The sequence below is a fragment of the Acidisoma sp. 7E03 genome (assembly GCF_054665075.1).
This window is the reverse complement of the sequence record NZ_BAAFHE010000014.1, coordinates 46,569-61,663: the sequence shown is the minus strand read 5'-3', so window position 1 is coordinate 61,663 and position 15,095 is coordinate 46,569. Positions and strand designations below refer to the sequence as shown.

Here is a 15,095-nt window from a genome sequence, read left to right as displayed (position 1 = left end):
GTCATGCCCGCCGTGACTCGCGCCCGGCGCCTCTCTAAAACCTTGGGCGTGGATACGCCCTCTCTCCGTCGCGGCTGGACGACCGGCGCCTGCGCCACCGCGGCGGCGCGCGCCGCGGCGGAAGCCTTGCTCACCGGCCACTTCCCCGATCCGGTCACCATCCGCCTGCCCGGCGGACAGGCGGTGGCGTTCGCCCTTGCCGAAACGCGGCTCTCTCCAAACGCCGCGCAAGCCGCCGTCGTCAAGGACGCAGGCGACGACCCAGACGTGACGCATGGCGCCCTGATCCGCGCGACGGTCTCGCGCGGGGGCCTGGGCCACGGCGTCACCTTCGCGGCCGGCCCGGGCGTCGGCACCGTCACCCTGCCCGGCCTGCCGATTCCTCCGGGCGAGCCCGCCATCAACCCGGTGCCGCGCCGCATGATCGCGGAGGCTCTGGCCGAGCTTACTGGCGAGACCGATTGGCATGTCGAACTGTCCATCCCCGGCGGCGAGGCGCTGGCCGAGAAGACGCTGAACCCCCGCCTCGGCATCCTGGGCGGACTCTCGGTGCTGGGCACGACGGGGATCGTCATCCCCTTCTCCTGCTCGGCCTGGATCGACAGCATCCATCGCGGGATCGATGTGGCCCGCGCCCTCGGCCTGCCTCACGTCGCGGCCAGCACCGGCCGCACCTCGGAAGAGGCGGCGCAGCGGCTCTACGGCCTGCCCGATGCGGCACTGATCGACATGGGGGACTTCGTCGGCGGCACGCTGAAATACCTGCGCCGCCATCCCGTGCCGCGGGTCACCATCGCCGGCGGCCCGGCGAAGATGACGAAGCTCGCGCAAGGGCGCCTCGATCTCCATTCCAAGCGCGGCAGCGTGGATGCGGCGGCACTCGCCCAAGTGGCGCAAGACCTTGGTGCGGAGCCGGGCCTCGTCACGCAGATCGCGCAGGCCAATACCACGCTGCACGCCTTCGCCCTGGCTGGCGATCTGCCGCTGGCCGAGGCCATCGCCGCCCGCGCCCATGCCACAGCGGCCGAGGTGCTGGGCACGGCGCCGATCGCGCTCGAGGTGCTGATCATCGACCGGGCGGGCACGCCCCTCGCACGTCATCCCGGCTGATCCTGGCCGCGGAAGCGGCGCACATAGTCCACGTCATAGAGCGCGCTTTCGCGGAAATCCTCGGGGGCCAGAGCGAGCCCGACCAGGATGAGGGCGGTGCGCGCCACCGGATCAGCCGCATGCAGGGCCGCGAGGGTCCCGAGCGTGCCCCGCATCACTCGCTGCTGTGGCCAGCTCGCATGGGCGACGATGGCGGCCGGGCAATCCGCACCGTAATGCGGCGTCAGCACGTCCACGATCTCGGCGAGACGATGGATCGCGAGATGGATGGCGAGCGTCGCGCCCGTCGCCGCGAAGGCGGCGAGTCTTTCGCCCGGCGGCATTGGGCTGGCGCGACCGTCCATCCGCGTCAGCACCAGGCTCTGCGCGAGGCCGGGGACGGTGAGTTCCCGCCCCAGCACGGCAGCAGCCGCGGCGAAGGCCGGCACGCCGGGCACCATTTCCCAGGGGATGCCGAGACGATCCAGCCGACGGGTCTGTTCGGCGACCGCGCTGTAGAGCGAGAGATCGCCCGAATGCAGCCGCGCGACGTCCTGGCCCGCTGCATGGGCGGCGGCATATTCCGCGGTGATGCGGTCGAGGTCGAGCGGCGCGGTATCCACGAGGCGCGCGCCCGGCGGGCAATGCGCCAGCATCTCCGACGGTACGATGGAGCCGGCATAGAGGCAGACGGGGCAGCGGGCCAGGATGTCCCGCCCGCGCAGCGTCAGCAGGTCGGCCGCACCCGGCCCGGCGCCGATGAAATAGACGGTCAATGGACCAAACCTTCCGCGAGCGCACAGGTGACGCCGCCGGCCGCGATGCGGGGCAGGATGAGGCGGCTGCCGGGACCTGCCCCGGCCAGCGCCGCCGCTTCGGCGACGGAGGCGAGGCCCACGTCCCGCTCCGCCCGCGCCGAGCGGGTGAGGCAGCGGCCTTGCTCGCCCTTCAAGGACGCCCGGCCGATCCAGAGGATGGGGATGCCGAGCGCCTGCGCGGCCTCGGCAATGCCGGCCTCGCCGCGACGAAACTCCGGCACGGCGAGCAGATCAGGCGTGCCGAAGCCTTCGTCCCGCGCGGCGTGCAATAGCGCCAGCACGGCTGCGGCCGAGACGCCGGTCTTGCAACCGATACCAGCTACGATCATGGCTTTACCGCCCGATATTGAAGCACCGTACGAGCGGGGGCGAAGCCCTGCATCGGGCCCAGCGCCTCCAGACGCTCGATCCCGATGCGCGTCAGCCGCCCACCCCAGCGGGCATGCAGCGCCAGCACGGCGCGCTCCGTCTCCAGAGTCACGGCGTTGATCACGAACCTGCCGCCGGACTTCAATGCTGCCCAGCAAAGCTCTGTGATTTCGGAATTATGGGCTCCACCACCGATGAAGACCGCATTGGGCACCGGGAATCCATCCAGAGCTTCCGGTGCGCGGCCTTCACGTGCGATCAGAGCTGGAACGCCCAAAGCCTTGGCATTACGGGAAATACGGGCCGCGCGATCCGCCCGAGCCTCGATCGCGATGGCGCGGTTGGCCGGGTGGCGTAGCATCCATTCGATCCCGATGGAGCCGGAACCGGCGCCGACGTCCCACAACAGTTCGCCCCGGCGGGGCGCCAGCGCGGTGAGCGTCAGGGCGCGGATTTCGCGCTTGGTAATCTGCCCATCGGTCTCGAACCAGTCCTCGTCCAGGCCCGGGGCCAGGGGGATGGCGGGGCCGGCCGTGACCTCGATCGCCAGCAGGTTGAGCGCTGCGATCGGATCATGAACGCCGCGGGATGCCTTGAACTTGAACGAAAATTCGTCCGGGCCGCCGAGCTGTTCCAGCACGGTGATCTGGCTGTCGCCGAAGCCCCAGCGGGTCATGGCCTGGGCGACCGCCGGCGGCGTGGTGGCGTCCGCCGAGAGCGCCAGAATGCGGGCGCCCGGTTGCAGCAAGGGGCGCAGCGCCTCCAGCGGGCGGCCGCAGAAGGAAATCACGGCGACATCCTGCAGCGCCCAGCCGAGACGGTTGGCCGCGAGCGAGACCGCGGAGGGCGCCGGCAGGCTGCGCCATTCCCCAGGGACCAGGCGCTTGGCGATCAGGCTGCCGACGCCGAAGCAGAAGGGGTCACCCGAGGCAAGCACCACGGCACGGCGGCCGCGCCAGCTCTCCAGCACGGGGAGCGCCTCGGTCATCGGGCTCGGCCAGGGCAGTTGCTCGGCCGCCGCCGGGATGAGGGCGGCAGCCAGCGCCAGGTGCCGCGCACCGCCCGCGATGCATTCCGCCCCCGCGATCGCCGCGCGCGCCGCGGCGGAGAGCCCCTCGACACCGTCTTCCCCGATGCCGACAATCGCCAGCCATGGAACCGGCTTCACCATTGCGGCTGCTCATCCTGGGCGGCACGACGGAAGCGAGCGCGCTGGCCCGGCTGCTGGCGGAGGAGACGCGCGTGACGCCCATCCTCTCGCTCGCCGGGCGCACCCGCAGCCCCGTGCTGCCACTCATTCCGCATCGCATCGGCGGCTTCGGCGGGGCCGAGGGCCTTGCTCGCTATCTGGCGGAGCAGCGCATCGAGGCACTGGTGGATGCGACGCATCCCTTCGCCGCCCGCATCACGCCCAATGCCATCACCGCTGCCCGCGTGGCAGGCGTGCCGCTGCTGCGCCTGGAACGGCTGGGCTGGGTGCCCCAGGCGGGTGACGACTGGCACCCGGTTGCCACCATGGCCGAGGCGGCGCAGGCCCTGGGCACCGCGCCACGCCGCGTCTTCCTCACCATCGGCCGGCAGGATCTCATCCCCTTCCGGGACCTGGCACCGCAGCACGACTATCTGATCCGCAGCGTCGATGCGCCGGAGGCGGCCCTTCTGCCGCCACAGGCCCGCCTCATCACCGCCCGCGGCCCCTTCGCGGCGGAGGCCGAGCGCCGGCTGCTCGCCGAGGCGGCCATCGACATCCTGGTGACGAAAAATTCCGGCGGCTCCGACGCCAAGCTCGCCGCCGCCCGCAGCCTCGGCCTGCCCGTGGTCATGGTCGAGCGGCCGCCCGCTTCGGGGGGAGACCGCGCCGAAACGGCCGAGGCCGCGCTCGCCTGGATTCTCGATCACGCCCGCACCCGGCGCGGTGCGTAGAGCCAGGGCGCGCCCGCTGCCCGTTCGATGCGGCGGGTCTCCGCCGTGCCCACGAAGACGAGGGTGCGCATATCGGCCCGTGCCGTCGCCTCCGCCGCTTCGGCGAGGGTGAGGATCTCGATGCGCTCGTCCGGCCGGGTCACGGCGCGGGCGAAGACCACCGCCACATCGCCGGGGATGACGCCGAGAAGATGCCCGAGTGCCGCGCCGAGCTGCCAGGGCCGCGCGACGGAGATCGGGTTGTAGAGGGCGAGCGTGAGCCCGGCGCCGGCTGCCGCGGCGAGCCGCGCCAGCACTACCTCCCACGGCTTGAGATTGTCGGAGAGCGAGATCACCGCGAAATCCCCGCCCAGCGGCGCACCGATCCGGGCGGCGGCGGCGAACATCGCCGAAATGCCCGGGATCACCTGGATGTCGAGCGCGCGCCACGCCGCCGGCCCCTGCTCCACCGCCTCGAAGACCGCGCTCGCCATGGCGAAGACGCCGGGATCGCCGCCCGAGACCACGGCGGCGACGCCCCCTTCGGCCGCGCGCGCGAGGGCGGCGCGGGCGCGGGCCAATTCCTCTCGATTGTCCGAGGCATGGCGCGTCAGGCCCGCACGCTCCGCCACCCGCGCGACATAGGGAAAATAGCCGTAGAGATCCGTCGCCTGGGCGAGGGCCTGCTGCGCCTCGGGCGTGATCAGCGCCTCCGCCCCCGGGCCGAGCCCAATGACGTAAAGCCGCCCGCTCATCGCCGCCCCTGGCGGCCGGGGATGAGCAGCATCGAGAAATAGGGCACCGGTTCCTGCGCCAGTTCCGGCAGCGGGACGATACGGGCGGCGGCCATGGTGCCGCGCTCGACATAGACGGCGCGCTCGGCGCGGCCGAGCCGCGCCAGCACCCGCCGCACCTTCGGCAGGTTGCGGCCGAGCTTCATCACCACCGCAGCCTGGGCCCTACGGAGCGCCGCTTCGAGCGCCTCTTCCGCCATGGTGCCGGGCAGCACGGCCAGCACGTCATCGCCATGCGTCATCGGCAGCTGCGCCTGCGCCCAGCAGCCGACCATGCCGGGAATGCCGGGCACGATCTCCTGCGCGAAGCGCCTGCGCAGCCGGTCGAAGACATACATGGAGGAGCCGTAGAAGAAGGGATCGCCCTCGCAGAGCAGAGCGACATCCTGCCCAGCGGCGAGGCGCGCCGCGATGGCCTCGGCCGCCGCGTCGTAGCAGGCCGTCATGGCGTCGACGTAGCGGTCATCGTCATGCGGGATCTCGACGGTCACCGGATAGTCGAAACGCAGCTCCTCGACATCGGCGCGCAGATGACCCTCGGCGAGGGTGCGGGCATGGCCGCGCCGGCCGGCCTTGGCGAAATAGGCGATGATCGGCACCGCGGCCAAAATCCGCGCGGCCTTGAGGGTGAGGAGTTCCGGATCGCCCGGGCCCATGCCGAGCGTGTAGAGCCGGCCGGCTTGCGTGCTGCTCACTCGGCTTCGCTCGCCAAGGCATTGACGGCCGAGACCGCCATGGCGCTGCCGCCCCGGCGGCCCTCGACGATGAGGAAGGGCACGCGGCCATCGGCGGCCAGCGCCTCCTTCGATTCGACGGCGCCGACGAAGCCCACCGGCAGGCCGATGACGGCGGCCGGACGCGGCGCCCCGGCATCGAGCAGTTCGAGCAGATGGAACAGCGCCGTCGGCGCATTGCCGATGGCGACCACCGCACCCGCCAGCCTCTCGCCCCAGAGGTCCAAGGCGGCGGCGGAACGGGTATTGCCAATGCGCCGCGCGATCTCCGGCACCTCCGGCGCGCCCAACGTGCAGACGACCGCATTGCCGGCGGGCAGCCGCGCGCGGGTAATGCCATGCGCCACCATCTGGGAATCGCAGAGGATCGGCGCCCCCGCCAGGAGTGCAGCACGCGCGGCTTCCGCAAAGCCGCCGCCGAAACGGATGGCGTCCGCCACCTCCACCATGCCGCAGCCATGGATCATGCGCACGGCGACACGCGCTTCCACCTCCGAGAAGCGGGAGAGATCGGCCTCGGCCCGGATGATGGCGAAGGAGCGTTCGTAGATCGCGGCCCCCTCGCGGATATAATCATAACGCTCGGTCATGCGGGCAGGCTTTGCATCAGCGCGGGGAGTTCCGCCAGGGTGAGGCCAGGAAAGGCCGGGGTATCGGCGGCTTTTCCGTTTCGGACAAGATCGAAAACACCGGCGCGGCCGACGAGGGTCACGGGCGCCGCCCCGGGATGGGCGCAGCCCTTGGCGCAGCCGGAGAGATGGACTTTCGGGTCGCCGGCACGGCGGTGAACGGCGAGTGCCGTCGCCGCTTCATGCGTGGCAACCGCGCCGCGCGCGCAGGCGGGCGCGCCGGGACAGGCCAGGATTGAAAGCCGCCCATCCGTGGGACCGGTGATGAAGCCCAGGGCCGAGGCCGCGCGCAGCACGGTTGCGGCATCCCCGACACCGGCGAGCACAATACTTTTCCAGGGCGTCGGCCGCAGCACGCCATCGCCATGGGTCTCTGCCAGCTCGGCGAGCGCCGAAACCGCCGCCGCCCGCATCTGGCCGAAAGGCGGAGCGATGAGGACGAAGCCAGCATGGGCGCCAAGCGGCGGCGGCGCGCTACGCGCCGAGATGCGTGCGCTGATGGGGGCGATGCGCGCGACATAGGCCGCGATGTCGGCACGCGGAACCGCCGCGCCATTCACCTGCCAGCCGTCGCTTGCCCGGCGGACCGTCACGTCCAGCGTGACACCGGGGAGCGGCAGGGCGCCGCCATCGAGCAGGATGCCGAATTTCGCCGGCAGCCCCTCCGGCAAGGCCGCGTCGATCTCATCGGCGAGCGCCCGCAGATCGTCATCGGGCAGCGGCGCCATGAGGATGCGCGTGCCCTCGCCCGCTGCGGCCCCGGCGGCTTCCATCGCCGCCGTGAAGGGCGCGATGGTCGCGGGCGTGAGGCCCCGGATCTGCAGATTGGCGCGGTTGGTGATCTCGAAAAGGCCATTGCCGTAGCGACTGGCGGCCTCGGTTGCCGCGCGAAGAAGGCCCGCCGGCAGCGCGCCGCGCTGCGGCCGGATACGGGCGAGCCAGCCGTCCCCGGATTCCATCGGGCGGAACAGGCTCGGGCACCAGCCCCGGATGAGGGGTGCGTCGCTCATGCCGCTGCTTCGGGCTGGAGCCCGGGCAGGCTGTTGCGGCGCGGCCGCCACAGCCCGTCCCGCAGCGCCCGGGCGAAATGGGCGCGCAGCATCCGCGCGGCTTCGGGATTCTCCGTCTCGAGAAAGGCCGCGACTGCCTCCTCCCCGAGCGTGGCATCGAAGAGAAGATCGAATTGCGCGTCGAACCGCTCGGGGAGCGTCACCGCGAAGCCGAGCAGGCTTTCGGCCCCGCGCGCGATCTCGGCGGCCCCGCGGAAGCCGTGGCGCATCTGCCCCGCGATCCAGCGCGGATTGGCGGCGCGGGCGCGCGTAACACGGCGGATCTCCTCCGGCAGGCTGCGGGGCTTCGGCGCCTCCGGGTCGGCGGTATCGAGGTGATAGAGCGCGGGTGCCGCGCCCAGCGCCCGGGCGGCGGCGGCGAAGGCGCCCTCATGCGCGGCATAATCCGGGCTTTCCAGCAGATCGGTCTCGCCATGATCCTGGACATGGACGAAGCCGTCCGCCGCGCGGATGCGGGTGGCGAAATCCCCCGCACCACCAAGCGCCACCTGGGCGCCGAGATAGGCGCGTGCGATCTCCCCATGTCCGGCGGCGAGATCAACGCCACTGCCGTAGCGGCCATCGGCCGGCGCGAAGACGCGGGCGCCAGCCGCGCCCACCAGCGGGTTCATCTCAGGCGCTTCGTCCCGTGCGGCGATCGCCGTCACGACCTGGTCGAACAGGGCGATCTGGCCGGCGAAGGCATCCCGGAAGAGGCCAGAGATGCGCAAGGAGACATCGACACGCGGCCGGTCAAGCTCGGCGAGGGGGAGGATCTCGAAACCGCTGACGCGGCCGGTGCCGGCATCCCACAGCGGACGGGCACCAAGCAGGACCAAGGCAAGGGCAAAATCCTCGCCCCCCGTGCGCAAGGTGGCGCTGCCCCAGAGATCGAGCACCAGAGACCGCGGCCACTCCCCCTGTTCCTGGAGGTGGCGGGCGAGCAGGCTGCGCGCCGCCTTCTCAGCCAGGCGCAGGGCCGAGGCATTGGGGATGAGCCGCGGATCGAAGGTGACGAGATTGCGGCCCGTGGGCAGCACCTCCGCCCGGCCCCGCGTCGGCGCGCCGGCGGGCCCAGGCGGGACGAAGCGCCCGTCGAGCCCCGCCAAGAGCGCCGCCATCTCGGCATGCCCACAGGCATCGACCCACTCTGCCGAGCCTTCCGGAAGGGCGGCGAGCAGGCCGGCGCGGGGGGCGCCCTCGGGGCTGCGGCCGAAAACATGCAGCCCGTCCCGCACCTGCATGTCCTTGACATCGCAGAGATAGGCATCCAGCCGGGCTAGGGCCGCATCGGCATCCGCGTCGGGTGCGACGCCGCTTTCGGCGAGCAGGCCGGATGCCGTCGCCTCCTGCAGAATCTTCGTCTTCAGCGCGAGGGCACGGCGCCGGTCCAGCCCGTCGGCGCCTGCGAATTCCTCGATGAGACGTTCCAGCCGCGCCGCCCGGCCGTGAAGGCCGGCGCGCTGCAAGGGCGGGGTGAGATGGCCGATGGTGACCGCGCCGAGCCGCCGCTTGGCGGGCGCCGCCTCGCCCGGATTGTTGACGATGAAAGGATAGAGCACAGGCTGGCCGCCGAGCAGCCGCGCCGGCCAGCACGCCGCCGAAAGCGCCGCCGCCTTGCCCGGCAGCCATTCCAGCGTGCCGTGGGTGCCGAGATGAATGACAGCGTGGCAGCCGCGCAGCCCCTCGTAGAAGGCGTGATAGGCCGCGGAGGGTGGCGTGTCCGGATCATGATAGCCGGCCCTGCGGTCGCCCGCCGCGCGATCGGGCTGAACCGCGACGAGGACATGCCCCGCCTGTACCGCCTCCCCACGTTTCAGTGGTGCGAGGTCGACCTCCCCGGTCATGTAGCCTTCGGCCGCGAGGGCGCGGAGGATCGCCTGCACGCTCGCGATGCTGTCGAGCCCGACGGCATAGCCGATCTCATGCCCCGAGGCTTCGGCGCCGGGATAGTTGGAGAGGATGAGGGCGAGACGGCGCTCGGCCGCAGGCGTCTCCGCGAGCCGCGCCCAGCCGGCGGCGCGATCGGCAGCGAGCGCGATGCCCTCCTCATAGGGCACCAGCGTGGCGCGGCCCGCCTCGTCCCGCTCCTTGAAGGAAACCACCGTCGTCAGCAGCCGGCCATCGGCCTCGGGCAGCACCACCTGCATGGCGAGATCGGCTTGCGACAGGCCGCGCGCCGAAGCGGCCCAGGCGGCGCGCGGCGTGCCTGCCTGGACGCATTGCAGGATGGGGCAGCCGGCGGCTTCCAGTGGCGACGGCGCCTCGCCGAGACGCGCCGAGAACCCCGTGCAGTTGAGGATGACCGCCGGCTTCCAGGCGATCAGCCAATCGCGCGCGAAGGCGATGCTCGCCGGGTTCTTCAGGCTGTCGACATAGAGGGCGCGGGTGCCGAGCCCGCGCGTCGCGAGGGCTGCCAGAAGGGCGGCCACCGGCGCCGTTTCCCCAGCGAGGAGATGCGAGCGGTAGAAGACGACGAGGGCATCGGGATTGCCGGAGGCACAGCCCCAGAGCCCGCAGTCGGGCAGCGCTTCGGCGGTCGGCGGGGCTTCGGCCCAAAGACCAGCCGCATGGGCCGCGGCCTGGAAGGCGCGGGCGAATTGCACCGGGCCACCCTGGCGCAGCGCATCACCGATCGTCAGGCGCACGCTGGGGTCGAGGGTGGAGAGCGCAGCAAGCGTCGGATCCTCACCCTTCCCGTCCCCCGGCAGCACAGCAAGCGGGATGCCTCGGGCACGGCAGGTGGCTGCGATTTCCTCCACGCCATAGCGCCAATAGTCGATGCCGCCGAGCAGGCGGATGATGACGAGCCGCGCGCCGGAGACGATCTGTTCACAGAGCAGATCGACCGAGAGCGGGTGCAGGAAGCGGCCGATGCGGTCGGCGCGGAGGCTCGGGAAGCCCGCCGGCAGGGGGGCGGCGATGGCGGCCGCCAGATCGCTGTCCGAGAAGGACAGGAACAGGAGATCGGCGGGCGCGCCGCCGGGTTCGACCGCGGTCTCTCCCTCCTCCAGCCCATGGCTTTCCCGGAACAGGATGTGCATGGCGCGGCCGCTCGGCCCTCAGCCCTGAATGGCCGCGGTGATGGCCGCCTGATCGAGCCCCTTGCGGCCGATGACGACGATGCCGCCCGCGGCTTCGCCCGGCTTCCAGGCGCGGTCGTATTCCTGGCGGAAGCGGCTGCCCACGCCCTGGACCAGCAGGCGCAGCGGCTTGCCCTCGATCCGCACGAAGCCCTTCATGCGCAGCACGTCGTGCTCGGCGGCCGCTTTCTGCAGGCGCGCGACCAACGGCTCGGGCGCGGTTTGCGGGCCGAGCGGCACGACAAAACTGTCCCAATCATCATGCTCGTGCTCGTCCAACCCGTCATGATGTGACGGCCGGCTCGCAAGGTCGTCCTCGGCGGCGGCGCCGAGGCCGAGGAGGATCGCCGGGTCGATCCGCCCTTCGCGGCTCGGCAGCACCTTCACCGCGCGCGGCAGCTGCGCCGCGACGCCGGCGGCGAGGCCCGCGATGTCGCTCTCGGCCAGCAGATCGGTCTTGTTCAGCAGCACGAGATCGGCCGAGCCGAGCTGATCCTCATAGACTTCGGCAAGCGGATTGTCGTGCTCCAGCGAGGGGTCTTCCGCCATCTGGCGGGCGACTTCCTCCGGATCGTCCGCGAAACGCCCGGCGGCGACGGCCGGGCCATCGACGACCGCGATGACGCCATCCACCGTCACGCGCGCGCGGATGCCGGGCCAGGAGAAAGCCTTCAGCAGCGGCTTCGGCAGAGCAAGGCCCGAGGTTTCGATGACGATATGCTCCGGCGGCTTCGGCCGGTCGAGCAGCGCTTCCATGGCTGGCAGGAACTCGTCGGCGACCGTGCAACAGAGGCAGCCGTTGGAGAGTTCGACGATCTGGTCCTCGTCACACCCCTCGATGCCGCAACCCTCCAGCACGCCGCGGTCGACGCCGAGGGAGCCGAATTCGTTGACCAGCACCGCGATGCGGCGGCCGTTCGCGTTCTGCAGGAGATGACGCACCAGCGTCGTCTTCCCGGCGCCGAGGAAGCCAGTGATGATGGTGGCCGGAATGCGCGGGCTCATGCGGCGGTCTCCAGCGCCGGGATACGCCCGACGACGAGGGTGCGAAGGCTTTCGGGGCGGCGGCTGGGTAGCAGCGCCCCGGTCTCATGCGCCGCATAGGCGCGGGCGTAGGTGAGGACGTCCTCCGCGAGATCGGGCTCGAGCCGGCTCAGCAGATAGCCCCATTTGCCGGGGGCGGAGACGGCGAGGCTGCAGCCCTCGCCGCAGCGGGCGAGGCAGGTGGCCGGCTTCAGCGTGAAGGATTCGTCCGGGCCCATGAGGGCGGCGATCCGGTCATGCAGCACACGGCCCGGCCGCGGCTCATCGGGATGGCCGCAGGTGACGCAGACATGCAGGCAGGCAGGAGGAACCAAGGCGCGATCTCCGCTCCATCAGGCGCCCGGACGCCGGGCGGATACGGGGATGCGGCCACGGGCAACAGCACCGCGGCGAAACGAAGAGGCCATGTTCCAGGGCACCCCGCCCGGAAGGACCTGACAGTCTGGCGGATGGCAGGTCTCCTGGCTTGCGGATCAGGCACCCATCCGGCGTCCTTCCCAGGCCGAAGCCCAGTGGAAAATGCCGGCAAGGCTCTCCGCTCACAGTTGCGGGGGCAGCCGCGGCTTTGGGACCCTGTCGAAGATGGGCCCCGCACCGCATTCCCTTTTCATCCTCCCCGCGGCCGAAGGCCGTTGGAGGAACCATCGGCGATGATCTAGAAGCCCGAAGCATGGCCCGTCAATCAGAGAGCAGCGTGACCCTGATCCTCGGCGGGGCGCGCTCCGGCAAGAGCCGCCACGGCGAGGCGCTGGTGATGGCGCTGCCCCCGCCCTGGACGTACATCGCCACGGCCGAGGCCTGGGACGAGGAGATGCGTGCGCGCATCGCGGCGCACCGGGCGCGGCGCAGCGCCGACTGGCGCACGCTCGATGCCCCGCTCGCCCTGGCCGAGGCACTGGCTGCTGCCGGAGACGCGCCGGTGCTGGTGGATTGCCTGACGCTGTGGCTCACCAACCTCATGCTCGGCGAGCGTCACGTGGCGGCCGCGACCGAGGCGCTGCTCGCCGTCCTCGACGGCCGCGCCGCGCCGACGGTGCTCGTCGCAAACGAGGTGGGCTTGGGCATCGTGCCCGAGCACAGGCTGGGGCGCGATTTCCGCGACCAGGCCGGGCTGCTGCATCAGCGCATCGCAGCCCGTGCCGAGCACGTCTTGTTCATGGTGGCCGGCCTGCCGATGGTGGTGAAATGACCGAAGAGACCGAGGATGCCGCCCGTTGGCGGGAGAAGATGGCCCGCCGCAAGGCGGTGCAGGATGCGGAGGTTGCGTCCAAGACCCAGACCAAGGGCCTGCTCATGGTCCATACCGGGCCCGGCAAGGGCAAGAGCACGGCGGCGATGGGCCTGGCGCTGCGCATGCTGGGCCGCGGCCGGCCAGTCGCCATCGTGCAATTCATCAAGGGCGCCTGGAGCACGGGCGAGCGCATGGCCTTCGCGGCCTTCGGCGACCAGCTCACCTGGCACAGCATGGGCGAAGGCTTCACCTGGGAGACGCAGGACCGCGCGCGGGACATCGCGGCCGCCGGCCGCGCCTGGGATGAAGCCCTGCGGCAGATGGCGCGGCCGGAGCTCGGCCTGCTGGTGCTGGACGAGCTCTGCATCGCGCTCCGCTACGACTATCTCCCGCTCGTCGGCGTGCTGGAGGCCTTGGGCGCGCGGCGGCCGGAGCTGCATGTCGTCGTCACCGGCCGCAACGCGCCGGCAGCACTGCTCGAGGCGGCAGACCTGGTGACCGAGATGGCGGCGGTGAAACATCCTTACCATGCTGGAATCAAGGCGCAGGAGGGCATAGAGTTCTGAACCGCCACGGCGGGACCGCTGAATTCATGGATCGATGACGACACAGCCCTTGCCTTCTCCGCGCTCCGACGTGGCAGCGCCCTCCTCGGGCGAAGCAGGCTGGATCGATTACGTCCACGCCCCGATGTTCATTCTGGATGCGGCAGGCCGCCGCGCGTCACGCTGCAACGCGGCCTTGTGCCGTCTCCTCGCCCTTGTGCCCTCGGAGACGCCCCTGTCGCTCGCCGCCATGCTGGGCGCGGGCGCCGCAGAGGCGCTGCTGGATTTTCTCGACGGCGCCCGGCGCGACCCGGCGCGCCGCAGCCTCACCCTTCTCGGCGAGACGCCGGCCGGGTCTCGCCGCTTGATCATACACCTGGCGCCGCTGCCCGAACCCGACCTGTGGGCAGTGACGGTGGACGAGCGCACGCCCTTCTTCGAAGATGCGAGCAATGGCGCCTACAGCGCCGAGACGACCTTCCGCAGCATCATTCAGGCGCTGCCGATCGGCATCGATCTCTTCGACGCGTCCTGGAGGGCCATCTTCTACAACGCCTATTCGGACGAGCTTTATCAATACGACCCCTATTACGACATCGATCATTACGAATGGTTCGAGCGGGCCTTCCCGGACCCCGTGGAGCGGGCGGAGGGACTGCGCAAATGGCAGGCCGCGCAAGCGGCGATCGAGCTCAACCCGGCCGAGCCGCAGCATCTCGAATGGCGCGTTCTGTGCCGGGACGGGCAGTACCGGACCTTGCACAACATGATGAGCAAGATCGGCACCCATTACGCCTTCGTCTATTGGGACATCAGCGAACAGAGACGGCTGGAGGACGAGCTGCGGCGGCTCGCCGAGACCGACATGCTGACCGGCCTCGCCAATCGCCGCCGCTTCTTCGAAGTGGCCGAGGGCCTGTTCGCGCAACCGGCCGACGCGGCGCCTTGTGCGCTGCTACTGCTCGACCTCGACCACTTCAAGGTTCTCAACGACACCTTCGGCCATCACCGGGGTGACGAGGCATTGGTTGCGGTGGCAAAGCTCGCGACCGAGGCGCTGCGGCCTGGCGAGCTTGCGGCGCGCTTCGGTGGGGAGGAGTTCGCACTGCTGCTGTCAGGCCCACAACCCGAGGTCGCCGAGCGGGCCGAAGCCTTGCGGCAGCGGGTCGCCGCCTGCCGGCTGCCGGGGCCTGGCGGCGCCATCGTCCTCTCCACCAGCATCGGCCTTGCGACGCGCAGCGCAGATGCACCAAGCCTGCATCAGCTCATCGAAAACGCCGACCGCGCCCTCTACGCCGCCAAGCGGTCGGGGCGAAACCGCGTGGTGGCACACCAGCCGGCGGCAGAGCCGACGCCGTAAGCCCCCGCCTTTGATGAGAAATCTCGCCGGTTCCTCATGACGATCATGCCCCGAGCGACTAGATTGTGGAGAGGAGGCGGAGGACACGCCTCGGCTGCAACAGGAGTTCCAGGCATGGCCCTTTCCATCTTCTCCCGCCGCTGCGCGGCCCTTCTCACGGCAGCGCCGCTGCTGGCCCCGCTCGCCGCCCATGCGGCCGATCCCGCCGCGGCCCAGGCTTGCGCCGCCAAGCTGACACCGGAGGCGAAGTCGATCTACGACGCGGCCGCGCCCAAGATGACGCCGACCACCGACATGCGCGACCTCCTCAAATCCACCACCTTTGGCCTGATCATGCAGGGCGAAGTGAAGCAGGCAGATGCCCGCCCCTCCGCCATGGCGGCGGCCAAGTGCCTGCGTAACCTGAAGTAAGATCCCGCGACACGGCCGGGCACCACCCGGCCGTGCC

16 protein-coding genes and 1 riboswitch are annotated in these 15,095 nt (G+C 71.1%); of the genes, 6 read left to right on the top strand and 10 right to left on the bottom strand.

Going from position 1 to position 15,095, the window contains the following annotated elements; genetic code table 11:
• The first annotated feature begins 3 nt into the window (after positions 1-3).
• Positions 4-1,110, top strand: coding sequence for a cobalt-precorrin-5B (C(1))-methyltransferase (locus ACYQ6W_RS19260; protein ID WP_459677604.1), 1,107 nt, complete (start codon positions 4-6; stop codon positions 1,108-1,110).
• Here the strand turns inward: ACYQ6W_RS19260 and cobM are convergent.
• Genes cobM through cbiE form a run of 3 tightly spaced genes read right to left on the bottom strand, consistent with a single transcriptional unit; the run spans position 1,098 to position 3,447 of the window.
• A complete protein-coding gene (cobM, locus tag ACYQ6W_RS19255) occupies positions 1,098-1,865 on the bottom strand; it encodes a precorrin-4 C(11)-methyltransferase (RefSeq protein WP_459677602.1) in 768 nt (255 codons plus the stop codon). The two genes, ACYQ6W_RS19260 and cobM, sit on opposite strands and share 13 nt — an antisense overlap.
• The gene (locus tag ACYQ6W_RS19250; protein WP_459677601.1) at positions 1,862-2,236 is read right to left on the bottom strand and encodes a cobalamin biosynthesis protein; all 375 of its coding nucleotides are present in this window, start codon (positions 2,234-2,236) and stop codon (positions 1,862-1,864) included. Before ACYQ6W_RS19250 ends, cobM begins: the two co-directional genes overlap by 4 nt.
• Positions 2,233-3,447, bottom strand: a complete 1,215-nt coding sequence (cbiE, locus tag ACYQ6W_RS19245) for a precorrin-6y C5,15-methyltransferase (decarboxylating) subunit CbiE (RefSeq protein WP_459677599.1) — start codon at positions 3,445-3,447, stop codon at positions 2,233-2,235. Before cbiE ends, ACYQ6W_RS19250 begins: the two co-directional genes overlap by 4 nt.
• Here cbiE and ACYQ6W_RS19240 point away from each other — a divergent pair.
• Entirely contained in the window at positions 3,447-4,199 is a 753-nt protein-coding gene (locus ACYQ6W_RS19240) for a cobalt-precorrin-6A reductase (RefSeq protein ID WP_459677598.1), read from the top strand. The two genes, cbiE and ACYQ6W_RS19240, sit on opposite strands and share 1 nt — an antisense overlap.
• On the opposite strand, the gene cobJ is transcribed toward ACYQ6W_RS19240, so the two are convergent.
• Genes cobJ through ACYQ6W_RS19205 form a run of 7 tightly spaced genes read right to left on the bottom strand, consistent with a single transcriptional unit; the run spans position 4,172 to position 11,825 of the window.
• Positions 4,172-4,933, bottom strand: coding sequence for a precorrin-3B C(17)-methyltransferase (gene cobJ, locus ACYQ6W_RS19235; protein ID WP_459677597.1), 762 nt, complete (start codon positions 4,931-4,933; stop codon positions 4,172-4,174). The two genes, ACYQ6W_RS19240 and cobJ, sit on opposite strands and share 28 nt — an antisense overlap.
• Positions 4,930-5,667 (bottom strand): precorrin-2 C(20)-methyltransferase, encoded by a 738-nt coding sequence (locus ACYQ6W_RS19230; RefSeq protein WP_459677595.1) that lies wholly within the window; start codon positions 5,665-5,667, stop codon positions 4,930-4,932. The genes cobJ and ACYQ6W_RS19230 overlap by 4 nt, the downstream gene beginning before the upstream one ends.
• Entirely contained in the window at positions 5,664-6,296 is a 633-nt protein-coding gene (locus ACYQ6W_RS19225; protein ID WP_459677594.1) for a precorrin-8X methylmutase, read from the bottom strand. The genes ACYQ6W_RS19230 and ACYQ6W_RS19225 overlap by 4 nt, the downstream gene beginning before the upstream one ends.
• Positions 6,293-7,345 carry a hypothetical protein gene (locus tag ACYQ6W_RS19220; protein WP_459677592.1) on the bottom strand — a complete coding sequence of 351 codons (1,053 nt, stop codon included), beginning with the start codon at positions 7,343-7,345 and terminating at the stop codon, positions 6,293-6,295. The genes ACYQ6W_RS19225 and ACYQ6W_RS19220 overlap by 4 nt, the downstream gene beginning before the upstream one ends.
• The gene (locus ACYQ6W_RS19215; protein WP_459677591.1) at positions 7,342-10,428 is read right to left on the bottom strand and encodes a cobaltochelatase subunit CobN; all 3,087 of its coding nucleotides are present in this window, start codon (positions 10,426-10,428) and stop codon (positions 7,342-7,344) included. The genes ACYQ6W_RS19220 and ACYQ6W_RS19215 overlap by 4 nt, the downstream gene beginning before the upstream one ends.
• Positions 10,429-10,446: 18 nt before the next feature.
• Positions 10,447-11,472, bottom strand: coding sequence for a cobalamin biosynthesis protein CobW (gene cobW / locus ACYQ6W_RS19210; RefSeq protein ID WP_459677590.1), 1,026 nt, complete (start codon positions 11,470-11,472; stop codon positions 10,447-10,449).
• The gene (locus ACYQ6W_RS19205; RefSeq protein ID WP_459677589.1) at positions 11,469-11,825 is read right to left on the bottom strand and encodes a DUF1636 family protein; all 357 of its coding nucleotides are present in this window, start codon (positions 11,823-11,825) and stop codon (positions 11,469-11,471) included. Before ACYQ6W_RS19205 ends, cobW begins: the two co-directional genes overlap by 4 nt.
• A 120-nt stretch (positions 11,826-11,945) precedes the next feature.
• A riboswitch (cobalamin riboswitch) is annotated at positions 11,946-12,172 on the bottom strand.
• Positions 12,173-12,181: 9 nt separating this feature from the next.
• Here ACYQ6W_RS19205 and cobU point away from each other — a divergent pair.
• From cobU to ACYQ6W_RS19185, 4 genes are all read left to right on the top strand, one after another.
• A complete protein-coding gene (gene cobU / locus ACYQ6W_RS19200; protein WP_459677588.1) occupies positions 12,182-12,700 on the top strand; it encodes a bifunctional adenosylcobinamide kinase/adenosylcobinamide-phosphate guanylyltransferase in 519 nt (172 codons plus the stop codon).
• Positions 12,697-13,308 carry a cob(I)yrinic acid a,c-diamide adenosyltransferase gene (gene cobO, locus ACYQ6W_RS19195; protein ID WP_459677586.1) on the top strand — a complete coding sequence of 204 codons (612 nt, stop codon included), beginning with the start codon at positions 12,697-12,699 and terminating at the stop codon, positions 13,306-13,308. Before cobU ends, cobO begins: the two co-directional genes overlap by 4 nt.
• A gap of 34 nt (positions 13,309-13,342) precedes the next feature.
• Positions 13,343-14,647 carry a sensor domain-containing diguanylate cyclase gene (locus ACYQ6W_RS19190; protein ID WP_459677585.1) on the top strand — a complete coding sequence of 435 codons (1,305 nt, stop codon included), beginning with the start codon at positions 13,343-13,345 and terminating at the stop codon, positions 14,645-14,647.
• 114 nt (positions 14,648-14,761) lie between these two features.
• The gene (locus ACYQ6W_RS19185) at positions 14,762-15,058 is read left to right on the top strand and encodes a hypothetical protein (protein WP_459677584.1); all 297 of its coding nucleotides are present in this window, start codon (positions 14,762-14,764) and stop codon (positions 15,056-15,058) included.
• The last annotated feature ends 37 nt before the right edge of the window (positions 15,059-15,095 follow it).